Annotated in this window: 18 protein-coding genes; 4 read left to right on the plus strand and 14 right to left on the minus strand. The window is 71.1% G+C overall.

The window, feature by feature from the left end; genetic code table 11:
- Positions 1-2 precede the first annotated feature (2 nt).
- The 9 genes from ACX9TP_RS44240 to ACX9TP_RS44280 form a co-directional block, all read right to left on the minus strand.
- Positions 3-1,160, minus strand: a complete 1,158-nt coding sequence (locus tag ACX9TP_RS44240) for an ABC transporter permease (protein WP_482976731.1) — start codon at positions 1,158-1,160, stop codon at positions 3-5.
- 3 nt (positions 1,161-1,163) lie between these two features.
- A complete protein-coding gene (locus tag ACX9TP_RS44245; protein ID WP_482976732.1) occupies positions 1,164-2,330 on the minus strand; it encodes an ABC transporter permease in 1,167 nt (388 codons plus the stop codon).
- A complete protein-coding gene (locus ACX9TP_RS44250) occupies positions 2,327-3,022 on the minus strand; it encodes an ABC transporter ATP-binding protein (RefSeq protein ID WP_482976733.1) in 696 nt (231 codons plus the stop codon). Before ACX9TP_RS44250 ends, ACX9TP_RS44245 begins: the two co-directional genes overlap by 4 nt.
- Entirely contained in the window at positions 3,019-4,257 is a 1,239-nt protein-coding gene (locus ACX9TP_RS44255) for an efflux RND transporter periplasmic adaptor subunit (protein ID WP_482976734.1), read from the minus strand. Before ACX9TP_RS44255 ends, ACX9TP_RS44250 begins: the two co-directional genes overlap by 4 nt.
- Positions 4,258-4,401: 144 nt before the next feature.
- The gene (gene sitI6 / locus ACX9TP_RS44260) at positions 4,402-5,121 is read right to left on the minus strand and encodes a SitI6 family double-CXXCG motif immunity protein (protein ID WP_482976735.1); all 720 of its coding nucleotides are present in this window, start codon (positions 5,119-5,121) and stop codon (positions 4,402-4,404) included.
- A gap of 4 nt (positions 5,122-5,125) precedes the next feature.
- Positions 5,126-5,812 (minus strand): SitA6 family polymorphic toxin lipoprotein, encoded by a 687-nt coding sequence (gene sitA6 / locus ACX9TP_RS44265; RefSeq protein ID WP_482976736.1) that lies wholly within the window; start codon positions 5,810-5,812, stop codon positions 5,126-5,128.
- A 68-nt stretch (positions 5,813-5,880) separates the two neighbouring features.
- The gene (locus tag ACX9TP_RS44270) at positions 5,881-6,699 is read right to left on the minus strand and encodes a c-type cytochrome (protein ID WP_482976737.1); all 819 of its coding nucleotides are present in this window, start codon (positions 6,697-6,699) and stop codon (positions 5,881-5,883) included.
- 15 nt (positions 6,700-6,714) lie between these two features.
- Positions 6,715-7,833, minus strand: a complete 1,119-nt coding sequence (locus ACX9TP_RS44275; RefSeq protein WP_482976738.1) for a metallophosphoesterase family protein — start codon at positions 7,831-7,833, stop codon at positions 6,715-6,717.
- A 14-nt stretch (positions 7,834-7,847) separates the two neighbouring features.
- Positions 7,848-9,161, minus strand: coding sequence for a cytochrome-c peroxidase (locus ACX9TP_RS44280; RefSeq protein WP_482976739.1), 1,314 nt, complete (start codon positions 9,159-9,161; stop codon positions 7,848-7,850).
- A 160-nt stretch (positions 9,162-9,321) separates the two neighbouring features.
- Here ACX9TP_RS44280 and ACX9TP_RS44285 point away from each other — a divergent pair, with 160 nt between their 5' ends.
- Positions 9,322-9,564 (plus strand): DUF2171 domain-containing protein, encoded by a 243-nt coding sequence (locus tag ACX9TP_RS44285; protein WP_482976740.1) that lies wholly within the window; start codon positions 9,322-9,324, stop codon positions 9,562-9,564.
- Here the strand turns inward: ACX9TP_RS44285 and ACX9TP_RS44290 are convergent.
- Positions 9,555-10,934: a bifunctional lysylphosphatidylglycerol flippase/synthetase MprF gene (locus tag ACX9TP_RS44290; RefSeq protein ID WP_482976741.1), complete on the minus strand. Its 1,380-nt coding sequence runs from the start codon at positions 10,932-10,934 to the stop codon at positions 9,555-9,557. The genes ACX9TP_RS44285 and ACX9TP_RS44290 overlap by 10 nt on opposite strands.
- A 401-nt stretch (positions 10,935-11,335) precedes the next feature.
- On the opposite strand from ACX9TP_RS44290, the gene ACX9TP_RS44295 reads away from it, so the two are divergent.
- The gene (locus ACX9TP_RS44295) at positions 11,336-11,956 is read left to right on the plus strand and encodes a hypothetical protein (protein ID WP_482976742.1); all 621 of its coding nucleotides are present in this window, start codon (positions 11,336-11,338) and stop codon (positions 11,954-11,956) included.
- Positions 11,953-12,540: a hypothetical protein gene (locus tag ACX9TP_RS44300; protein ID WP_482976743.1), complete on the plus strand. Its 588-nt coding sequence runs from the start codon at positions 11,953-11,955 to the stop codon at positions 12,538-12,540. Before ACX9TP_RS44295 ends, ACX9TP_RS44300 begins: the two co-directional genes overlap by 4 nt.
- A gap of 6 nt (positions 12,541-12,546) precedes the next feature.
- Here ACX9TP_RS44300 and ACX9TP_RS44305 read toward each other — a convergent pair whose 3' ends face one another.
- Entirely contained in the window at positions 12,547-13,215 is a 669-nt protein-coding gene (locus ACX9TP_RS44305; protein ID WP_482976744.1) for a hypothetical protein, read from the minus strand.
- A 121-nt stretch (positions 13,216-13,336) separates the two neighbouring features.
- Between ACX9TP_RS44305 and ACX9TP_RS44310 the strand changes: the two genes are divergently transcribed.
- Positions 13,337-14,635: an amino acid permease gene (locus ACX9TP_RS44310; protein ID WP_482976745.1), complete on the plus strand. Its 1,299-nt coding sequence runs from the start codon at positions 13,337-13,339 to the stop codon at positions 14,633-14,635.
- Positions 14,636-14,720: 85 nt separating this feature from the next.
- Here the strand turns inward: ACX9TP_RS44310 and mtgA are convergent, their stop codons facing one another.
- The 3 genes from mtgA to ACX9TP_RS44325 all read right to left on the minus strand — a co-directional run bounded on the left by mtgA (position 14,721) and on the right by ACX9TP_RS44325 (position 18,651).
- Positions 14,721-15,629, minus strand: a complete 909-nt coding sequence (gene mtgA / locus ACX9TP_RS44315; RefSeq protein ID WP_482976746.1) for a monofunctional biosynthetic peptidoglycan transglycosylase — start codon at positions 15,627-15,629, stop codon at positions 14,721-14,723.
- Between the two features lie 104 nt (positions 15,630-15,733).
- Positions 15,734-16,417, minus strand: coding sequence for an NlpC/P60 family protein (locus tag ACX9TP_RS44320; protein WP_482976747.1), 684 nt, complete (start codon positions 16,415-16,417; stop codon positions 15,734-15,736).
- Positions 16,418-16,614: 197 nt separating this feature from the next.
- Positions 16,615-18,651, minus strand: a complete 2,037-nt coding sequence (locus ACX9TP_RS44325; RefSeq protein WP_482976748.1) for a sensor histidine kinase — start codon at positions 18,649-18,651, stop codon at positions 16,615-16,617.
- Positions 18,652-18,824: the final 173 nt, after the last annotated feature.

The following is an 18,824-nucleotide window of genomic DNA, read 5'->3' on the forward strand; positions in this document are numbered from 1 at the left end:
GCTCAGGCCCGCAGCGCGTCGAGGATGGACAGGCGCGCCGCGCGCAGGGCGGGCAACAGTCCGCCGATGAGCCCCATCAGCGTGCCGAACAGCAGCGCGCCCACGACGATGCCCGGCGTGGGCGTGAAGCCGAAGCTCACCTCGGCGAAGGTCTGGAAGTTCAGCGTGCGGATGTGAATCCACCGCGTGGACAGCGCCCCCAGCGCGCCGAGCACCCCGCCCGCCGCGCCGAGCATGGCGGACTCCGCCACCACGCTGGCCAGCACGCTGCGGCGCCGGAAGCCTACCGCGCGCAGCATGCCCAGCTCGGCGATGCGCGTCGCCACCTGGGCGTACATCGTAATCATCGCCCCCAGCACCGCGCCCACGCTGAAGACGAGGGACACGAACAGGCCCAGCACGCGGATGAACGTCGCCAGCCCACTGGCCTGGTCCTCCCAGTATTCGGGCTCCGGCTTCGCCTCCAGCGTGAAGCGCGGGTCCGCCGCCACGCGCTTCACGAAGGCCTCCATCGCCGCGGGTGAGCGCAGCCGCACCAGCGCGGAGCTGTACCCGTCCCGCCCGAAGGCCGCGCCCAGGCGCGTGGCGTCACCCCACAGCTCGGACTCGAAGGCGCCGCCGCGCGCCTCGAAGACGCCCACCACCGGCCAGCGCTGCTGGGCGAAGCGCAGCTCACCGCCCGGGGTGGCGTCCGGTGAGGAGCCGACCAGCGCACGGCCCAGCACGACTTCATTCGTGCCCGGCCGGGGCTTGCGCCCGGAGACGAGCCGCACCTCCGGCCGCGCCGTGAAGCTCTCCGGGCCGGTGCCCCGCGCGGTGGTGTTCATCTCCTGTGTCCCCCCGCGCGGCAGCGTCACCAGCACCACCAACTCACCGGACACCAGCGGCGCGCCGTCCGGTCCGGAGGCCACCGCCGGGTCCGTGGTGAGGATGCGCACCGCGTCCCGCTCCAACCCGCTGACGAGCTCACCCGTGGCCCCCTTGCGCAGGATGACGGCGTTGGACGCATCCCCGCCCGAGGCGAGCGCGGACTCAATGCCATTGGCCAGCATCAGCACCGCGGAGAAGACGAACACCACCAGCCCCAGGCCCACCACCGTCAGGCCCGTGGACAGCCGGCGCGCCCAGAGGCTGCGCGCGTTGTAGAAGAGCGGCACCATGGCTCAGGCCACCTTCCTCAGGCCTTCCGCCACCGGCAGGCGCACCGCGCGCAGGGCGGGCCCGATTCCCGCCAGCAGCGACACCACCACCGCCGCGAGCGCGGACAGGACGAGCGTGCGCCCCCGCATCACGTTGTCCGGGAGCTGGCCGAACTGCGAGGCGATGAGCCGCGCGAAGCCATTCACCAGCGACGGCGCGGCCAGCACGCCCAGCGCCGCGGCCGCGAAGCCGATGAAGGAGGACTCGGCCAGCACCAGCATCACCACCGTGCGCGGGCGGAAGCCCATGGCGCGCAGCGTGGCGATGTCGCGCGTGCGCTCGCGCACGCCCATGGCCAGCGTGTTGCCAATCACCAGCAGGATGATGAGCAGGATGACGGTGGACACCACCTTCACCGCGGTGAGGATGGCGGACGACATGGCCACGAAGCCGAGCTGGAAGGCCTTCTCGCTCTCCGTCTTCGTCGGGTACGGGCTGTTGTCGAACATGGCGTCGATGGCCGCCGACACCTGGGCCGAGCGCGCCGGGTCATCCACCCGCACCGCGTAGATGCCGACCGTGTCCTTCATGGCCTTGGGCAGCTGCGCGCTCTCGTTGAGGCAGCGGTAGCCGAACACCAACGCGGTGGTGTCCGTACTGGGACGCGCCCCGGTGTAGATGCCGCGCACGGTGAATGTCCAGTCGCCCGGGTATATCTGCCCCTTGAGCGTCACCCGGTCTCCCGTCCTCCAGCCGAAGCGCCGCGCCAGCTTCTCGCCTACCAGCGCGCCGCACGGGTCGCTGCGGAAGGCGGACAGCTCCGCGGGCTGGGTGAGGAACTCGGGGAACACGTCGAGGAAGGTGCTGGGGTCGACGGCGAAGTTGGCGAAGAAGTCCTTCTGCGTCTCGCCCAGCGTCCCGCCGAACCACTCCTGGTGCGTCACGGCGGTGACGCCCGGCAGCGCGGCGATGCGCGCGTAGTAGGACAGCGGCAGCGGCTGCGTGAGGGACACCTTGTTGCGGACGATGAGCCGGTCCACCTGCGCCGCCTCCGCGCCGAAGTAGAAGATGTCGATGACGGTGCGCAGGAAGATGAAGGCCGTCACACCCACCGCGCCCGCGAGGATGGTGAGCGCCAGGCGAAGCGGGTTGCGCAGCAGGTCGCGACATGCGAGCCGGACGTAGTTCACTGGAGCACCCCCTTCTCCAGGTGGTGCACCCGCCCGGCCCGCTCGGCGGCGTGCGGGTCATGCGTCACCATGACGAGCGTCTTGTGCAGCGACTGGTGGAGCACCCCGAAGAGGTCCAGCACGGCCTCGGCCGCCTTGCGGTCCAGGTCGCCCGTGGGCTCGTCCGCGATGATGAGGTCCGGGTCGGTGACGATGGCGCGGGCGATGGCCACGCGCTGCTGCTCGCCGCCGGACATCTGCGGCGGGCGGTGGCTCACCCGGTGGGACAGGCCCACGAGGTCCAGCGCGGCGGCCACGTGCCGGCGCCGCTCGGTGCGCGACAGCGGCGTGAGCAGCAGCGGCAGCTCCACGTTCTCCGCCGCGGTGAGCACGGGGATGAGGTTGTAGAGCTGGAAGACGAAGCCCACGTGGGCGGCGCGCCAGTCGCTCAGCTCGCGGTCGTCCAGCTCGGCCAGGTTGCGGCCGGCGACCTCGACGATGCCCGTGGTGGGCCGGTCCAACCCGGAGATGAGGTTGAGCAGCGTGGACTTGCCGGAGCCGGACGGGCCCATGAAGGCCTCGAAGGCGCCGGAGGCGATGGACAGGTCCACCGCCTCCAGCACGGGCACCGCCACGGTGCCGCGCCGGTACGTCTTGGACACGCCCTCCAGGCGGACCATGGGGAGCGGGGCTGGGACGGCTTCCAGGCTCATCCGCTCCCCGCCTCCACCTTCACGCGCCGGCCCTCTCGCAGCCGCCGCGAGTCCGGCGCCACCACCACCTGCGTCCCCGCCGGAGGCCCCTCCACCAGCGAGACCTCTTCTCCCACGCGCGGGCCCAGCTGCACTGGCTGCCTCGCGAGCCGCCCGTCCTTCACCACCCACACCGCGGGCTCGCCGCCGTCCTGCACCACCGCGCTGGAGGGCACGCGCGGGGACTGGGACTTCGTGTCCAGCGCGCCGGGAGGGAGCGGCTCGCGGAGGAAGGACACCTTGGCGCCCATGTCCGGCAGCGCGCCCCTGGGGACGGACTGGAAGCGGACCATCACCGTGGCGGTGGCCTTGGAGCGGTCGATGGCGGGACGCACGGTGGCCACGGTCGCGGAGAAGGCGCGGTCCGGGAAGGCGTCCAGGAAGATGAGCGCGGGCTGCCCGGACTGGATGCGGGAGAGCTGCTCCTCGCTGACCTCGGCCTCGACCTCCAGCGCGTCCAGGTCCACCAGCTCGATGATGCCGCCCAGGTCGGTGCCCTCGAGCGCGGCCGGGGCGAGCATGGCGCCCGCGTCCGCGAGCTTGCGTGCCACCACGCCGTCGAAGGGCGCCCGCACCACGGTGTGCGAGAGCTGCAGGCGCGCGCCCTGACGGACCCGGATGGCGACGCCGAGCTGGGCGCTGGCGGCGTTGAGCTCCTCCTGGGAGGCGCTGCCGGCGGTCTCCACGTCCAGGAGCTCGGCGCTGGGGATGACGCCCTGCTTCGCGAGGTTGCGGGTGCGCTCGGTGGTGCGCCGGGCGTTCTGGGCCTGGGCGCGCGCGGCGGCGAGGCGGGCCTGGGCGGCACGGACCTCGGCCTCGGCGCGGTCGAGCTCCACGCGGGCATCACGGTCATCCAGGCGGGCAATCACCTGCCCCTGCTTCACGGGCTCGCCCTCCTCCACGGCGACGTCCACCAGGAGGCCGGCAATCTGCGGCGCGATGACCGAGCGGCGCCGCGAGTCGACATAGCCGGCGGCGGACAGCTCGGTCTGCTGCTCGCCCGGGAGTGGCTCGCGGACCTCGGCCACGCGCACGGTGGGGGCGCGGCGGGAGAGGGAGATGCCGATCAGGACGACGACGGCGAGCAGGAGCCCGGCGGGGATGAGCCAGCGCAGCTTGCGGCGTCGCTTCAGCGGCGCGGCGGTGCGGTCGATGCGGAGCGCGCTCAATGGTGTCTGCGCCGGTGCTTCGGCCACGGCTTCCTCCCGAGCAGGGCTACGGACTCTCGGGAATGAAGGTAGGGAGGCGCGAGGCGCGGTGCTGTTGGCGGGGAGTGCCTTCCCTCGCCTCTGGAGGAGGACGGGGCGCTTCCACGGTGGCCTGCCGGTGACGGGGTTGCTTCAGCGCACCGGGAGTTCGCGGAAGGTCAGGCCGTCCAGCTCGAAGCGCTCCACGACGTCCTTGAAGCGCTCGGTGACGATGAGCACGGTCGCGAAGTTGCGCAGGCGGAAGAGGTCCAGGTCCGTGGGGAGGGAGGTTCCATCGAGGATGGGCTCCTTCGGCAGGCTGAAGCCATGACGGCCGCACTTCGGGCACGGTGGGGGCGTGCTCTTCGGGATGCAGTCGGCGTGGAGGAGCCCGCGCGGCTCGATGTGCAGGTTGAGGAGCTCTGGGACGCCCTTCGGGCGGAAGAGTATCTCCGTGCGGCAGCCGCGCAGGCCGCGGAGTCCTTCTCCCTGCAACAACGTCAGCACGTCGGGCTGGACGAGCAACGTGCCGGCATACTTCTGGATGAGCGCGGAAAAGGGTCCTCTGGCCTTTCCTACAAGGGGGCCGAAAGTTGTGCCTGGCAGGAGTGGATAGCCGGCAGGCAGCAACGAACGCACCTGTTCGCGCAGGCGCTCGAACTCGCTGAAGTTCTCCTCCAGGTAGGCCTTCGAGAGCGTCTTCGCCACTGGATGTCCGGAGAGGTCCACGGCGGGATAGTTGAGCCCCGCTCCGCCCCATGTCGCCTTGCACTCAGGACAACTCACCCCTGGGAGGAGCCACTTGTGCCGGGCTTCGTAGCTTCCCTTCTGGCTCCTGTAGTCTCCGAGCAGAACATCAAAGAATCGCGGCATGGCGTCAGTACTCGATGGGAGGGCCCACCAGCAGATGGTAGGGCAGGATGGGTCCAATCAGGTTGAAGCGGATAATCAACTCCCGCGCGTACCGGTACATGTCTTCCTTGGTCGCGCCAAAGTGCGCTTTTTGGAAATTCCTCCACGCCTCGTTCCAGGGCCCCCCATCAGGCCCTTTGTGGATGCGATGGTGAGTGTCGATATCAAGAAGCATCGTTTCCTTGTGGATGTTGATGCCTTGAACCTCGAACCACTCCCGAAGCCCCTCCTGTCTCGGGAAGATGTGGTGCTTCTCCCGCGGCTTCGTCGCCAGCGCCTGCGCCATCTCCAGCAGCCGCTTCTGGCTCGGCAGCAGCTCCCGCCCGTACCAGCGGATGACGAAGACAGGCTCGGACTGTCCCGGCGATACCCAGGGGTAGCCCCAGTTCCGCTGCGGTGACCGAACCGCGCTCGGCGGAAGGACGAACGTTCCCCGCGTCCGCACCACGCGCCCGGGCTCGGACGGCACGTCCTCACAGCGGAACAGGCCGCACGCATCCTCGACACAGAGGAACGTGACGCACGCGCCCTCATCCAGCCGGGTGTACGCCTCCGGGAACTCCACGACGTCCCGCTCGACAGGGGACGCCGGAGTCGACGCGCACGACGCCAGCACCGCGCACAACAAGAACCACTGAAGCCGGTACCCCATCAGGACTCCCCCAGCCGGCCCCGAAGTCCAGGGGCCGGCCGGAGGTCATATCAGGCACTGCAATCCAGTTACTTCTTCCCGTACTCCAGCGGAGTGCCCTTCCGCTTCGCGTAGATGTACGCCTCCATCGCGCGCATCCTCGGGTCGTCATCCGCGAGCGGCTTGCCGCGCACCGGGTTCTCGATGCACCAGTTGATCATGTCGCGCAGCAGCGCCACGCGGCCCAGCTGCACCTGGTACTTCGGATACGTCTCCGGGTGCGTATTCGAAGCATCCGGGTGGCACATGTCACACGACACGGCCACCGTGCCGCCCACCAGCTCCGCGTCGTGGAACACGCGGTTGCCATCCTCCACGAACGCCTGCGTGGACGCCGCCCAGATGGCCTCGTCCCGCTGGGAGAACGCGCCGTAGGTGTGCCCGTCCTGGATGTTGGTACCCACCTGCTTCTTCACGTCCTTCCCACCGCTCTCCGGCTTCACCCCGCCGCCCACCATCGTCCCTCCGGACGACGGCTTCTGCGGCGTGGAGGGCACCGCCGGCGGACTGCGCGGCGCCTCCGGCGTCTTCGGCGGCGGAGGTGCCTGCGCCAGCACTGGCGCCGGGTCCCAGTTCGCGTCCGGGTTCTTCTTCAGCCACTGCTCCATCAGGGCCCCCGACACGCGCAGCGCCTGCTCGCGCGTCAGCTTCTGCCCCTCCTTCACGCCGTCCACCTCCATGGAGGTGACGCCGTCGCACAGCCCCACCACGAGGTCGCCGTCCTTCGAGGTCGGCACCGCGTGCTTCTTCACCTCGGGAGCGACGGGGCCTTCGCCGGCCAGCGCCACACCGCCCGCGAAGGACAGGAGCGCTCCCGCGCCTACAAGCAGCTTCATCCGGATGGTCATGGTGTCCCCTCGCGCTCAGTAGCTCGGCAGCTTGGTTCGGGGCGGCGCATTCTGCTTCCCACCCGACGCGAGGTAGCTCGCGCGCACGGTGATGGGGTTGCGTTCCCAGAGGTTGTACAGCTTGTCCACCAGCCCCGACTCCAACACGTCCATGCGCCCGTCGCCGCACCCGTCGAACTGGCTGAACGGGTCCGGACGGTTCATCTGCACCGTCAGCTTCGGCAGCCCCTCCGGCGCGTACGGCCACGGCCACGCCGTGGACAGCATGCCGTGGAAGCTGATGTTCCCAATCTGGTTGCTGAGCAGCTGGTGCGTGTGCCCGTGGATGACGGTGACCTTCTCGAAGGGCTTGAGGATGGCCTGCACCTCGTCCGCGTCGTCCGTCCAGAAGTTCCAGGGCCGGTAGTACTTGTAGAGCGGCGAGTGGCTGAAGACGATGAGCGGCGTCTTCTTGTCCACCTTCGCCAGGTCCTGCTGGAGCCACGCGCGCTGCTCGCCGCCCACCTCGAAGCGCGACTGCAGGCCGTTGTCCAGGCCGGCGACAATCTTCATGCGCTCCATCGGCGTGAGCTTCTTCTCCGTCCAGAAGTCCTTCTCCAGGATGGAGTTGAGCACCACGAAGTGCACGCCCTTGTGGTCGAACGAGTAGTTCGGCGGGCCGAACAAGTCCCGCCACAGCTCGCCCATGTCGAGGAACCAGTCGTGCTCGCCCACCATCATCTTCACGGGCGCCTTCAGGCTCTTCAGAATCTGCGCGCCCAGCTTCAGCTCGACGGCCTGTCCCAGCTGCGCCAGGTCCCCACCGAAGAGGACGAAGTCCGGCTGCGGGTCCAGCGCATTCACGTCGTCCACCGCCTTGAGGATGGAGCGGACGAAGCGGTCATTCAGCTTCTGGTCATACAGGTGCGTGTCGGAGATGTACGCGAAGGAGAAGCGGGGCTTGGTGCCCTGCGCCTCGGCCACGTTGACGAGCTGGAAGCTCTGCGGCGTCCTCAGCCCCATGCCGGCGACAATGCCGGCGGAGATGCCCGCCACCCGCATGAAGGCCCTGCGGTCCAGCTTCTTCAAGTCGTCGAAGAAGGCGTCGCGCTCCTCGTGGTGCTTCGTCTCGATGCTGCGGAACTTGTTGCCCATAAGCGACCACCTCCTCAAGGCTTCTTCGTCGAAGCGGGCTTCACGGACGTCTCGGTGCCGTACACACCAATCGCCGCGGGGTTCTTCACGTTCAGGTCCGGGTTGGGAGCCAGGTCGCCCAGGTTCCCCTTCTTTCCCATGGCCACGGCGGTGTCGCGCTCCGGCCGCTGGCCCTTGCGGGCGCGCTGCTCGGACAGGCGCTTCGTGTTCTGCGAGGCGAAGCGCTCGTCGGTGAGCGTGAAGAGGAAGGCCACCATGTCGTCGATTTCGCCCTCCGTCAGCCCCAGCCGCTGCATCCCTCCGTCCAGGTACGGGTTGGCCACGCCACCCTTGTTGTAGTGGTCCATCACGTCCCACAGCGTCGTCAGCGAGCCGTCGTGCATGTACGGGCCGGTGATGCCGATGTTGCGCAGCGTGGGCGTCTTGAAGGCGCCGACGTCGTTCTCCTGCTTCGTCACCAGGAAGCGACCCAGCTCGGAGAAGTTCGTCTCCAGCGCCAGCTCGTCAATCTGCTTCTCGTCGCCGGTGCGGACCACCTTGAGCGCCTCGCGCGCCATCTTCACGAAGTCCTGTTTGTGCGCGGCGATGCCGATGTTGTGGAACTTCTGGTCGCTGAACAGCGGCGAGACGACGTTGCCCGCGTGGCAGGTGTTGCAGCGGGCCTTGCCGTTGAAGAGGGCCCAGCCGCGGCGCTCGGACTCGCTGAGCGCCTTCGCCTCGCCCATGATGAAGCGGTCGAAGCGCGCGTTGCCGGAGTAGAGCGTGCGCTCGAAGGCGCCGATGGCCGACGCCAGGTCTTCGTAATTCACCTCCCGGTTGAAGACCTTGCGGAACTCCGCCTGGTACTCGGGAATGGCCTTCACCTTGGCCACCACCGCCTCCGGGTTGGGCTGGCCCATCTCGCGGGGGTTGAGGATGGGCAGCTTCGCCTGGTCCTCCAGCGTGCCCGCGCGCCCGTCCCAGAACTGCGAGGCGTTGAACATGGCATTGAGGACGGTGGGGCTGTTGCGCGTCACCTTCTGCCCCTTCACGCCCTCCGACACCGGCTTGCCGTCCGTGAAGCCGAACTTCTCGTCATGGCAGGTGGCGCACGACACGGAGTCGTCCACCGACAGGCGCTTGTCATTGAAGAGCTTCTGGCCCAGGGAGACCTTCTCCGGCGTGGGCTCGGCGCCCGCGGGCACCGACAGCTTCCACAGCGCGGGCGACACACCTGGCGGCAGGTCGGCTGGAGGTGGGGCGGCTTGCTTCGGGGGCGGTTCCGCGTGCCCGGTCAGGGCATACAGCAGGACGGCGAGCGGCAGGGCAACGCCGGGCGGCGTTCGCATCGAGTCCCTCCTTGCCGACCACCTGTGCACCGCGAGGAGTTCACGGTGGGGGGGCCGGAACGAGTCTTCCCAGAAAAAACCACTGCCCTGCGGGTCAGGTCCAGATTCCGGGGGGAACGAGTGTCCACCACTGGAGGGTTGCCCATGCAGGAGGCGACAGATGGTGGACCCGGGAGAGCTGCGCGAGGGGATGACCGTGAAGGACCTGGAGGGGCGGAGGCTCGGCACGGTGGTGCACGTGGGAGACACGCACTTCGAGCTGGAGCAGGGCTCACCGGCGCAGCGCGAGTTCATGGTGCGCTTCCACGCGGTGGACCGCGTGGAGCACGGCGAGGCCATCCTCCACCGAGACCATGGCGTCGACGTGCCGGTGGAGGACGCGGGAGCGGGCGCTCAGCCCTGACGCTCGGGCAGGCGCAAGTCCCGCGAGCGGAAGAGCAGCGCGGAGGCCGTCGCGGGCGCCAGCACCGCGGCGGTGATGACGGCCCAGTCCACCGGGCCGCGCGCCCGCGCCATGTTGTACGTCGCGGCCTGGACGAAGGTGAGGCACGCGTCCGACGCGGTGAGCATCCCCAGCGCCGTGGCCAGCGAGTCCCGCCAGCGCCGCACCAGCGAGAAGAGGCCCACGGACAGGCCCACGTCGAACAGCACCCAGCCCCACTGCACCGAGAGGGAGGGGAACCAGCGCCCGGTGACGGGCAGCGCCAGCAGCACCGTCCAGGGCACCAGCAGCAGGGCCAGCGCATGCACCAGCAGCCGGGGACGCCGCAGCACCGTGGCCACGCCGAAGCGCACCAGGCTGCCCCGCGCGAAGGCGCGCAGCGCGTCGTACACCGCGGCCGGCCCGCCGTGGGACTGGGGCCAGGCCACGTGGATGGGCACCCAGGCGTCGGGGCGGAACTTCGCCTTGAAGGCGCGCAGGCCCTCGAAGTCGAACAGCGGCCGCCCGCACACGCGCGCCAGCCGCAGCCACGGCCGCACCGGCCCGGACAGCGGCGCCAGCCCCAGCGTCACGTAGCGCCGCCCCTCCGCCGCCGCCGCGCGCATGGCCGCGTCCACCAGCGTCTCCGCCGTGCCGTTGGGCGCCTCCGGGTCTCTCAGCAAATCTTGAAGGAACCAGCCCTCGCGCGCGTACACGGGCGACACCACGAGGAAGCCCACCACCGTCCCCTCCACCTCGGCCGCGAAGGCGCGGCGCTCGCGCGCGAAGGCGTACGGGCCCAGCTGCACCAGGAAGCCCATGGGGGCCATGCGGCGCGAGGCCAGCCACCGCGCCTCGAGCCCATCCAGCGCGCGGCGCATGGGGTGCGCCGGGTCCTCCAGCACGGGCGCGGGCACCTCGCGCACCGTCACGCCGTGCTTGCGGGCGCGGCGCAGCTGCTCGCGCAGGCTGCGGCTGCCGCGCACCACCTCGTCCCAGTGCGTCGGGTCCCACACGGGCTGCTCGCCCACGGACAGGGCCCGCATGGGCACCAGCTCCGTGAAGCGCGGCTCGGTGGCGAAGAAGCACACGCGCCGCCCTTTCGCGCGCGCGGCCTCCTGGAAGCCGGCGACCACCGCGGGCAGCCGCTCCGGCGAGGCGATGGGCGCGCCCGCCGCCACCCACGCGCCCCCCGTGTCCACGTAGGCCACGCACGCGTCGCCCGCCGGGTCGAACCAGTAGCGGAAGCCCGGCTGGAGCACCTGGAAGGACGTGGCGTTCCACCCGTACTGGCGCAGCAACTCCAGCACCCGCGCGCTCCCGGTCGCGGCGTCTGTGTCCGTCCGCTTCATGCCGTCCGACACCTCCCGCTCCATGGGCGTGACGCGACCTCGGCGGGCATCCAGTCCCGCCGCGCCGAAGGTACGCGCTAGGGGCGCACCCGCAATGGAAATGCTCCAGCAGGCCAGGCAGGCGGTTGCCCGGACTTCCGGCGTGAATCACCAGGACTGATGGATGCCCCGGGCAGCCACGGGCCTCCAGGTCCGGAGCGCCAGGTCACTTGCGACCACGGGCGCGCGTCGACATGCAGTCGACACATCACCCGGCGGCACGCCACCGGAGGCGCGATTCGGCAATATGAGTCACGCCACCTTCTTCAGGAGCACGTGGTTTGAAATCCACATGTCTGGCCTGTGCCTTCGCTGCTCTCCTCTCCCCTGCCATCGCATCCGCCGAAGCCGAGCCCCCGGACATGCGGACCAACACCGCGCGCCTGATGACCACGGACGCGGCGGAGGTCATCGACGCGCCGGTGCTCGGACTCCAGCGCACGGCGATACCGCTGCTCGGGGGGCTGGTGGTGGACACGTCGCTGTACGCGGACGCGCTGCTGGCCCCCAACCTGGGCCTGCGCTGGGCCCTGGCCGCCGGCCCGCACCGCGTCGTGCTGGGCGCGCGCTACACGCACTTCGTGGGCGCCTCCGTCTACTCGGACATCGTCGAGTCCGAGGCCCCCGCCATCCAGAGCTTCGAGCCGGAGTTCTCCGGCCCGTCCTTCTACGGCGTGTACGGCCTGGTGCTGGGGCCCCTCCAAATCCAGTGTGAGGCACGCTACGGCCACTACACCACCGACTACCTGTCCTTCACCGGCGCAGCCTGGCTCCACCTCTCCGGCCCCTGGTCCGTGGTGGCCGAGGGCGGCGTGCGCGTGACGGGCGGCTCCGCCCTCCGCGCGGCGGCTGGCATCCGCTACGGCGGTGAGGGCCTGGGCTTCGGGCTCGGCGCCGCCTACGTGGACCTGAGCGACACGGCCCTCCCCGGCGAGCGCCTCCCCGTGCTTCCCGTTCTCGACCTCTCCTGGACCTTCCGATGATGACCCGCGCCCTCTTCGCTTCGTGCTTCCTGCTGCTGTCCGCGTGCTCGGCGGAAATCTCCGTGCAGACCGAGCCCTTCGACGCGACAGTCCCTGTCACCTCCATCCTCGAGCCCGTCTACGCGGAGGTGGCGCTGGACCTGCCCGAGGAGACGGTGAACACCGAGGGGCTGGACATCACCGTGGAGGAGGTGGCCGCCACCCTCACCGTGGTGAACCCGTCCACGCTCCTGACGCTGCGCACGTCCGCGCGGCTGTCCTTCGACGGCACCGCCGCGCCGGACCGGCCGAGGACGTACACGGAGGTGAACCGGCCCGCCTACTATGACCGCGCGGCGGAAATCCTCCCCGCGCGCGACTTCGCGCCGGGCTCCCGCACGGCGGTGCGCATCGACACGCCCGCGCTGAAGAACGCCATCGGCAGGCGGCGCGTCTGGTTCATCGTCAGCAACACGGTGGTGCGCAGCGGCATCGGCACGCCCGTGTTCCCGGTGAACATCCAGCTCGAGGACATCATCTTCCAGGCCGTCCTCACCAAGCCCTTCCCGGGGCTGGGCGGCGCGCTGGAGGTGGGCGGGCTGTAGCGCGGGCTAGGGGGGAGCGGGCGCGGCGCGCTCCTCCTTCATATGAGCGCGGGCCTCGGGTGACAGCACTCCGAGGCACCGCCCGCAGTAGTTGCCCGAGCTGTGGTCGGCGGAGCTGACGGCCTTGCCCTTCGCGTCCGACATGACACAGCCGTCCGTCTCGCAGTGGTCGAAGCCCAGCGTGTGGCCGAACTCGTGGATGGCCAGGTCCCCCACGCGCCGCAGCAGCACCGGCCGCGTCTTGCTGTGCTTCCGGTAGATGTGCGTGGACACCACGCAGGACAGGCCGCCCAGGTTGCCCAGCCCGGCGATGCCCCAGTCGTGGATGTCCTCCTTGGTGGTGGAGATTTCGGCCGCGGTGACGGCCACCACCTTCCACGCACCCTTCGGCGGGTCCGCGTCGACGGCCTCCAGCAGCTTCTCCGCGCGCCAGCGCTTGCGGGGGGCGTACCAGGCGGCCCTGGGCAGCTCGCGCGGGGATTCGAAGCGCACCTGCACGCGCAGCCGCGTCTGGATTTCCTTCGCCACCCGGTCCAGTACGTCCTGCTCCACCTTGCCGAAGGGGAGGATGGCCACCACCGGCTCGGCGGGAGGTGACGCGGGCTCCGCGGCGGCGGGCAGGCCCGCGAGCAGCACGGAGAGACACAGCAGGAGCGCACGGGAGGGAAGGCCCATGGCCGCATGCTAGCTCCTCTGCCTGTAGGGCCGTGAGCAGTGGTCATATCGGTCCGGCCAGGAGTGGCCATTGTACCGACCACTGCCTTGAGGAATACGTGCGCGTGAAAGAGAGGTCCGCATGTCTTCCAGCACCGCCACCGCGACCCACATCCCTCCGGCAGTCCCGGCAGAAGGCCCGTCAGTGCGGCGGACGCTGGGGCTGTGGCAGGGCGTCTCGCTCTACGTCGGCTCGGTGCTGGGGTCCGGGGTGCTCGTGCTGCCGGCCATCGCCGCGGACACGGCGGGCCCGGCGTCGGTGCTGGCGTGGCTGGGGCTGATATTGCTGTCGGTGCCGCTGGCGCTCACCTACGCCGCGCTCTCGCGGCAGCGGGCCGACGCCGCCGGGTTCTCGGATGCGATTGAGCGCGCCTTCGGCCCCCGCTGGGGCGCCGTCGCGGGCTGGCTCTTCCTGGCGCAGGTCCCCATGGGGACCTCGGTGGTGGCGCTCATCGCCGGCGAGTACGGCGCGAGCGTGCTCGGCGGAGGCCAGGACCTGGCCTTCGCGTTCGGCGCGGCGCTGGTCGTCACCGCGTACGCGCTCAACTTCGTGGGCCTTCGCGTCAGCGCGACGGCGCAGCTGGTGACGCTCGCGGTGATTGTCGTGGGGCTGGCGCTGATTGTCGGCCGCGCGCTCCCGGAGGTGGAGCCCCGGGCCTTCACGCCCTTCTTCTCGAAGGGGCCCGTCGCCGTCGGGCTCGCCGCCGTGCAGCTCTTCTGGGCCTTCGTCGGCTGGGAGGCGATTACGCCGCTGGCGCGCGAGTTCAAGGACCCGCGCGACATCTGGCGCGCGAGCATGCTCGCGGTGGGCATCGTCGCCCTCGTCTACCTGCCGCTCGCCATCGTCACCATTGGCGCCACCGGGCATGGGGACGCAGCGCATGCGCAGACGCCGCTGGTGCTGCTGGCGGCGAAGGTCTTCGGGCCGAGCGCCTCGCGCGTGGTGGGCATCGCCGGGCTGCTGCTCTCGTTCATCCCGGTGAATGCGTACGTCGCGGGCACCAGCCGCCTCGCCTTCGCGCTGGGCGAGCGCCGGCAGCTCCCCGCGTGGGTGGGCGTCATGTCCGCGTCGGGCACGCCGCACCGGGCGCTCGCGGCGATGTGCGCCGTCGTCCTCGTGGCCCTGTCGGTGACGTGGCTGGCCCGGCTGCGCATCGCGGACCTGCTGCCGTTCTCCACGTCGTCATTCCTCGCGACCTACGTGCTGTCCATGGCCGCCGCCGTGAAGCTGCTGAAGGGGCCCATGTCCCACGCGGCCATCCTGTCGCTGGTGGTGTGCACGGCGGTGTTCTTCTTCGTCGGGACGCTCATCGCCTGGGTGGCCGCCGTCGCCGTCTGCGCGCTCGTCTACCAGCGCTTCGCGGGGCCCCGGGCGGGGTGAAACAACGACGCCCTTCGGTGGAGGAAGGCCCCGGAGCGGCCGCATCGGAAGCGCGCTCACCTCACGCGAGCGCCCGGGCGCGGCCTCACCGCTCGTCGGTGTCGTCCTCGTCGGCGGCGCTGCCCGCCGCCGGCTTGCGCCCCAGCAGCCGGTCGATGTCCGAGCGCGCCTCGTCCGCCTGCGCGGCGCTGATGCGGTTCACCGACGCGAGCTGGTCCACAATCCAGTGCGCGCGCCGCCACAGCGCCCGCGAGCCGGAGGACGGCGAGCGCTTGCGGGGCGCCGGCAGCATGGCGGCCAGAATCGCCCCCTGCGCCACGGTGAGCTGGGACGCGGACACGCTGAAGTGCTCGCGCGCGCCAGCCTCGATTCCGTAGACGCCCTGCCCCCACTCCGCGACGTTGAGGTACAGCGTGAGGATGCGCTTCTTGGTGAGCGCGTCCTCCAGCCTGCGCGTCAGCACCAGCTCCTTCGCCTTGCGCAGCAGGCTGCGGTCCGTGGACAGCCAGAGGTTCTTCGCCAGCTGCTGGGAGATGGTGGAGGCGCCCCGGCCCAGCCGGCCCTTCTCCCACGCCTCCTCCAGCGCCTTGCGCATCTCGGTCGTGTCCACGCCCTCGTGCACGTAGAAGCCCGCGTCCTCGGAGATGAGCACCGCGGCCACCGCGTGCTTGGAGATGGCCGTCAGCGGAACCCACTGCTGGCGGCGGCGGACCTTCTTCCCCGCCTCCCGCGCCTCCTCCGCGCGCTGGTCGATGAGCGCCGTCGTCTTCGGGTTCTCCTTCTCGAACCGCGCGGCGTCCGGCAGCGTGACGTACTCGTACCCGGCGAAGGCGACGAACAGCGCGGCGAGCGCGAGCAGCACCTTGCGGCGCACGGACCACCGCCCCCGTGTCGAAGCGGGACCGGAGACCGGCGCCAGTGGCTTCACGGTGCTGGACGAGGCATCGCCCCGCTCGGGCGCTGCGGGTGCCGTGTGCTCGGGTTCCAAGGACATCGGGGCCGTGCATACCGCCTCCCGGCCCTGGCGTCACCCACCCCGCCCACGCGCGGCGCGCGTCAGCGAGCAGGCAGGCGCCCCCGGGAGGATGTCCCCTGGGTCTACCGGCGCTTCGCCGACGCGAGCTTCGGCGACGCGGGCTTCCGCGGCGTCGTGTTCGCCCAGCGGTCGTCCACGGAGGCGAAGCCGGCGACCAGCTCTCCCGCGAGATAGCCGCGGTTGCGCTTGTCCTTGCGGCGCAGCCAGTCGTTGAGGACGCGGCCCTGCTCGTCCTTGCGCGCGTCCGGGTGCGACAGGTTGAACCGGCCGCGCTTCACCAGGCCGCCCGCCTTGTGGACGAACGTCACCGTGCCGTCCGCGCCCACGCTCTCGATGACACCGATGTGCGTGAGCCCGTCGTTGAGCTTGCCGTCCTTGTTCCGGTCATGCGTGTCCCGGAAGAAGACCATGTCCCCGGCCCGAGGCGTCTCGCGCACCGTGCCCAGGTCCACGGCCTTCCGGTAGATGGCCTTCACGCCGTTCTCCCCGGGAAACGTCACCTCCGGCATCAGGCTCAGCCCCGGCTTGCGGTAGGCCAGCTGCGTGAAGCCCGAGCAGTCATCGTTCACCGTCGTACTCACGGTCCGCAGCGAGTTCAGTCCCACCCACGACTTCGCCCGCCACACGGCCCGCTCCGCCAGCGAGACGGTGTTCTGACGCTTCGGCGTGCGCTTGCGCGCGGCCTCCGCCTCACCGCCCCACAGCAGCATCCCCACCACCGCCCCCAGCCACACTCCACGATGCATGCCCGCGCGTCAGAGCAACCCGCGTGCCGCGCCCGCACGGCCGCTCGGACGTCCACCCGTGGACACCACCCCGGGAGGGCGGTGCGAGCCCTGTGTGGAATTGATTTCCCACACGGGACCGCGGGACGACCCATGATGGAAACATCCGGCGCCGCCGGAGCCCGCGGCGGCGCCACGCAGGCCCCCACGCGCGCGCCTCACGCCCCCGGCTGGGGCCACGCCGGCGCCCCCTGGAGCGAGCGGCCCGGCTGCACGGGCAGCTCCAGCACGAAGGTGGCCCCCGCGCCGGCCTCGCTCTCCACGTGGATGGAGCCGCCGTGCGCCTCGACAATCTGCCGGGTGAGGAACAGTCCCAGCCCCAGTCCACCGTACTGGCGCGAGGACACCGCGCGCTCGAAGCGCCCGAAGATGCGCTCCAGCGCCTCGGGAGGGATGCCGATGCCATGGTCCGCCACCGTCAGCCGCGCGCGGTCGTCCACCAGGACCAGCTCCACGTCCACCGGCGCGCCGATGCCGAACTTGATGGCGTTGCCCAGCAGGTGCGTGAGCGCCTGCTCCACGCGCCCCCGGTCCATCCACGCCATGACATGGGGCGCCGGAGTCTTCAGCCGCAGCTCACAGCCGGAACGCGAGGCCTCGTCCGCGAGGCGCTCCACGCACGCCTCCACCAGCGCGGTGAGGTCCACCTGCTCCCGCCGGAGCGCCAGCGTGCCGGCGTTGACGCGGCCCACGTCCAGCACGCTCTCCACCAGCCCCGTCAGCCGCGTCACCTGCCGGGAGATGAAGCCCAGCCGCTCCATCACCTCCTCCCGCTCGCCCGCGCGGCGCAGCTGGGTCATCAGGCTCTGCACGCGCAGGGTGAGCGTGGCCAGCGGCGTGCGCAGCTCGTGCGCCGCCACGGAGATGAACTCGTCCCGGGCGCCAATGGCCTCGTGCGCCTCGTCGAGCAGCCGCGCGTTCTCCATGGCCATGGCGCAGCGGCGCGCCAGGTCCTCCGCCAGCAGCACGTCGCGCCGGCCCAGGGGGTGCTCGTCGGCGTCCGCCACCAGCGCGAGCGCCCCCACCACCTCCCCGCGCACCCGCAGCGGCACCAGCACCCCGGAGCCCTCGGCCCTCCGCCAGCGGCGCGGCGCGAGCGGCAGCGGAGGAAACTGGCCGCGCAGCGCCGCCACATGCCCGGTCGTCCACCCCGCCGCCGCCACCCGCTGCACCACGCCGTGCGTGTCCACCATCCAGAGCGCGGCGCCGGCGCACAGCTCCGGGACGATGAGCCGGACCACGCGCGGCAGCGTGGCGCCCCAGTCCGGTGACGACGCCAGCTCCGCCCCCGCGGTGGCCAGCACCCGCTGGGCCACCTCCGCCCGGCGCCGCGACGCCACCACCGCCGCCAGGGTGAGGGAGGTGAGGCCGAGCACCGCCAGGAAGACCTGCACGGAGAGGACCCGCTCCGCCACCGACATGGGCAGCATGGCGAAGGGCCCGCACCCCCAGCCCGTGTACGCCACCGCCAGCGTCCCCATCACCAGGATGGCGCTGGAGGCCCCCCGGGGCCCGTGGCGCAGCGCCGCGGCGATGACGAACGGAAACGCCGCATAGGGCAGCGTGGTCAGCAGCCCCATGGAGTCCGCTCCGGAGCGCCGGAAGATGAGGATGGTGACGCCGGCCACCAGCGCCAGCAGCCCTCCCAGTTCCACCAACCGCCGGGGCGCCCATACCTCGCGGCCCGGGGACCACCACGTCAGCAACACGGGCGCTGCCAGCACGGTGCCCAGCAGGTCGCTGAGCCACCAGGCCACGAACTCGTCCCCGAAGCCCGCCGTGCCGCCCCACAGGTGGACGCCCACCGCTCCCAGCAGTGCGCTGGGCAGCGTGCCCACCAGGCCCCCCAGGACGAGCAGCCCGGCCACGTCGCGCACCCGGTGGAAGAGCACCGGCCCGCCCACGAAGCGCCGCAGCAGCGCCGCGCCCAGCAGGGTGCGCAGCACGTTGCCCACCCCCCAGGCAACCGCCGCCGACACCGGGATGCCCTGAATCACCACCGTCACCGCCTCCGCCGCGAAGACGGCGGCCAGCAGGGCGGGCCACATGCGCGTGGGGGAGCGGAGCAGGAAGGCCAGGCTCACCCCGGCGGGCAGCCACAGCAGCGCGCTCATGAACGGGGGGTAGACGAAGCGCAGGCAGAGGTACTTCAGCGCCACGAAGCACAGTGCGAGCAACATGGCGCGACGTGCCATGAACGACCCCCAGGCGAAGGTAAGCAGCACGGGTGTGCCCGGCCGGGTGCTAGGAAGGGCGGCGGTGCGAGGGAGCGCACGTCCGTCCCGGCTCCCCTGCCTGCTCCACCCGACAGGTGGGCGGCACGGGTGCCCCGCGGTACGAGGCGTCCCCAGCTTCAGGCCGTTGGAGC

This window comes from Pyxidicoccus sp. M15 (assembly GCF_056858435.1).

Excerpts from the sequence above, each read along its gene's own strand:
- ACX9TP_RS44240 (WP_482976731.1), bottom strand. The coding sequence starts at position 1,160 with ATGGTGCCGCTCTTCTACAACGCGCGCAGCCTCTGGGCGCGCCGGCTG.
- ACX9TP_RS44250 (WP_482976733.1), bottom strand. The coding sequence starts at position 3,022 with ATGAGCCTGGAAGCCGTCCCAGCCCCGCTCCCCATGGTCCGCCTGGAG.
- sitI6 (WP_482976735.1), bottom strand. The coding sequence starts at position 5,121 with ATGCCGCGATTCTTTGATGTTCTGCTCGGAGACTACAGGAGCCAGAAG.
- sitA6 (WP_482976736.1), bottom strand. The coding sequence starts at position 5,812 with ATGGGGTACCGGCTTCAGTGGTTCTTGTTGTGCGCGGTGCTGGCGTCG.
- ACX9TP_RS44270 (WP_482976737.1), bottom strand. The coding sequence starts at position 6,699 with ATGACCATCCGGATGAAGCTGCTTGTAGGCGCGGGAGCGCTCCTGTCC.
- ACX9TP_RS44275 (WP_482976738.1), bottom strand. The coding sequence starts at position 7,833 with ATGGGCAACAAGTTCCGCAGCATCGAGACGAAGCACCACGAGGAGCGC.
- ACX9TP_RS44280 (WP_482976739.1), bottom strand. The coding sequence starts at position 9,161 with ATGCGAACGCCGCCCGGCGTTGCCCTGCCGCTCGCCGTCCTGCTGTAT.
- ACX9TP_RS44285 (WP_482976740.1), top strand. The coding sequence starts at position 9,322 with ATGGTGGACCCGGGAGAGCTGCGCGAGGGGATGACCGTGAAGGACCTG.
- ACX9TP_RS44290 (WP_482976741.1), bottom strand. The coding sequence starts at position 10,934 with ATGAAGCGGACGGACACAGACGCCGCGACCGGGAGCGCGCGGGTGCTG.
- ACX9TP_RS44295 (WP_482976742.1), top strand. The coding sequence starts at position 11,336 with ATGCGGACCAACACCGCGCGCCTGATGACCACGGACGCGGCGGAGGTC.
- ACX9TP_RS44300 (WP_482976743.1), top strand. The coding sequence starts at position 11,953 with ATGATGACCCGCGCCCTCTTCGCTTCGTGCTTCCTGCTGCTGTCCGCG.
- ACX9TP_RS44305 (WP_482976744.1), bottom strand. The coding sequence starts at position 13,215 with ATGGGCCTTCCCTCCCGTGCGCTCCTGCTGTGTCTCTCCGTGCTGCTC.
- ACX9TP_RS44310 (WP_482976745.1), top strand. The coding sequence starts at position 13,337 with ATGTCTTCCAGCACCGCCACCGCGACCCACATCCCTCCGGCAGTCCCG.
- mtgA (WP_482976746.1), bottom strand. The coding sequence starts at position 15,629 with ATGTCCTTGGAACCCGAGCACACGGCACCCGCAGCGCCCGAGCGGGGC.
- ACX9TP_RS44320 (WP_482976747.1), bottom strand. The coding sequence starts at position 16,417 with ATGCATCGTGGAGTGTGGCTGGGGGCGGTGGTGGGGATGCTGCTGTGG.
- ACX9TP_RS44325 (WP_482976748.1), bottom strand. The coding sequence starts at position 18,651 with ATGGCACGTCGCGCCATGTTGCTCGCACTGTGCTTCGTGGCGCTGAAG.